Source organism: Planktothrix sp. FACHB-1355 (assembly GCF_014748295.1).
GTDB classification, from domain to species: Bacteria; Cyanobacteriota; Cyanobacteriia; order Cyanobacteriales; family Aerosakkonemataceae; genus Aerosakkonema; species Aerosakkonema funiforme_A.
Window position 1 is genome coordinate 1 of record NZ_JACJUP010001043.1, and the last position, 2,526, is coordinate 2,526.

The 2,526-nt window shown below is 48.1% G+C and carries 2 protein-coding genes; both read left to right on the plus strand.

Going from position 1 to position 2,526, the window contains the following annotated elements; translation table 11 throughout:
- Positions 1–205: 205 nt before the first annotated feature.
- Complete coding sequence (locus tag H6S82_RS28720; RefSeq protein ID WP_190467430.1) at positions 206–1,225, plus strand: glycosyltransferase family 2 protein; 1,020 nt, start codon at positions 206–208, stop codon at positions 1,223–1,225.
- Positions 1,226–1,320: 95 nt separating this feature from the next.
- Positions 1,321–2,526: MFS transporter (locus H6S82_RS28725; RefSeq protein ID WP_191057138.1), on the plus strand; the 1,206-nt coding region annotated here is incomplete at its 3' end.

Consider the following 2,526-nt stretch of genomic DNA (forward strand, 5'->3'; position numbering starts at 1 on the left):
AATTTACAATTCTTTACAATATTTTAATAGGGGTTAGGGGTTAGGGGTTAGGGCGTCGGGAAAAGGGAGAGGGAAGAGGGAAGAGGGAAAAGGGGAGAGGGATAGGGAAGAGGAGAAATTTTGACTTTTGACTTTTGACTTTTGACTCCCCCAGTGCGTGATATAACTAGCTCGTCGGTGTGAGGTGACAAGGCTGGCTACTACTATGAACACTTCGTTATTTTCCGCAACAGCAGGGACAAGGAATGGTTTTTCTGCGATCGACACTCCGGATGTATCTGCGATCGTACCGATTTGCGACGAAGTGGAGAGTTTGCCGCATTTGATCGAGGCGATCGCTACCACTCTAACCTCTTGCCAATTGTCTTATGAGATCATCTGCGTGGATGATGGCTCTAAAGATGGATCGGCAGAATTTCTCAAACAACAAGCGCTTCTCCGTTCCGATCTCAAAGCTGTGTTGCTACGTCGCAACTACGGTCAAACGGCGGCGATGGCGGCTGGATTTAATTATGCGCGAGGAAAAGCGATCGTCACTTTAGATGCGGACTTGCAGAACGATCCGGCTGATATTCCCGTACTGCTGGCCAAGTTGGCGGAAGGGTACGATATGGTGAGCGGCTGGCGCAAGCACAGAAAGGATGACACTCTCACTCGTTTGCTACCTTCCAAAATTGCCAACTGGTTAATTGGGCGAGTTACGGGTGTGCAGTTGCACGATTACGGCTGTTCTCTCAAAGCTTATCGAGCGGAATTAGTGGCAGATTTGAATCTTTACGGCGAATTACATCGCTTTTTGCCTGCTTTAGCTTACATCGAAGGGGCGAGAATTACAGAAATGGCGGTGGGACACCACTCCCGGCGCTACGGGCGCAGTAAGTACGGTTTGGGGCGGACATTCCGAGTGTTGATGGATTTGTTAACCATCTGGTTTATGAAAAAGTTCCTCACACGACCGATGCACGTTTTTGGATTGTTGGGTTTGCTTTCTATGTTTTTGGGAGTAGTGCTGGGGGGCTATCTCACTTTCCTGAAACTGGGATTGGGAGTGACGATCGGCAATCGCCCATTACTGATTTTGACAGTATTGCTTTTGTTGACTGGTATCCAGCTGTTTAGTTTTGGGTTGCTGGCAGAGCTGTTAATGCGAACTTATCACGAATCTCAAGGAAGACCAATCTATCGGGTGAGGGAAGTTGTGGAGCCGATCGTTAAAAATAGTTAACAGTAGAAGTTTTGTTTGTTGCTAATAGCATTACCAGTCCCAAATCTGAGAATGAGGCTAGTGGCAATGAAGAATTATCAATTACTAATTAACCTGTGAAAGTTTTTTGGACTCTTGAACCGCCAGAGCGACGTAATTTACTGATATTATTCGCTTCTGGCTTATTGTTTTGGACTTGCATGGGTTCTCTGCTGCCGACGCTGCCTCTCTACGTCCAGCACGTAGGGGGTACGGATCGACAGGTAGGAATTGTCATGGGAGCTTTTGCGATCGGGCTGTTATTATTTCGTCCTTGGCTAGGAAAGTTGGCCGATCGCCGCAGTCGCAAACTGGTGTTGTTGCTGGGTGCTTTTGTGGCTGCGATCGCACCTTTTGGCTACTTGTTCGTGCAGTCTATCCCCCTGCTGATCGCAATTCGTGCTTTTCACGGGATCGCTATTGCTGCCTTTACTACTGGCTATACTGCTTTGGTGGTAGATTTGTCGCCGATCGGCCAACGAGGTGAGTTGATCGGGTATATGAGTCTGGTAACTCCGATCGGGATAGCACTAGGCCCAGCAATAGGGGGATTGCTACAGGCTGGGGCGGGTTACGATCGCTTGTTTCTCTTCGCCGCTGCATTGGGAATTAGCAGTTACTTTGGTCTTGGTCTGATAAAAGAAGCAAGGAAACTGAAAAGTCAGGAAAGATTGGAAAAACTGGATATTTCTGGACAAGCGCAGGTCAAATCTATATGGAAAATTTTGACCGATCCGGCTTTGGTGATTCCATCTTTAGTGCTGTTGCTGGTTGGTTTTGGTTTTGGGGCTTTGAGTACGTTTGTACCTTTGTATGTGGCGGCGGCAAAGGTGGATTTGAATGCTGGGTGGTTTTACACCGCTACTGCAATCTCGAGTTTCAGCGTCCGGGTCTTCATCGGTCGCGCTTCCGATCGCTACGGACGGGGACTGTTTATCACAGCTAGTATTCTCTGCTATTGTGTGGCAATGTTGATGCTGTGGCAGGCGAAAAGTGCGATCGGCTTTTTGTTAGCTGGTTTAATTGAAGGTGCCGGTTTGGGAACGTTGCTGCCTATGATGGTTGCTTTGCTGTCCGATCGTTCTTCTCCTCTAGAAAGAGGGCGGGTTTTTGCTATCTGCATTAGCGGGTTCGATTTGGGGGCAGCGATCGCAGCGCCTGCTTTTGGTTCTCTTGCCCAGTATATCGGCTACGCGAACATTTTCGCTGTTTGCACCGGATTGGTTACTTTAGCTTTGCTCATTTTCATCACTTCCGGTAGCAAAGATTTAGCTCATTCTCTC

Bases quoted from the DNA above. Each gene is read 5' to 3' on its own strand.
- H6S82_RS28720 (WP_190467430.1), top strand. From the start codon at position 206: ATGAACACTTCGTTATTTTCCGCAACAGCAGGGACAAGGAATGGTTTT.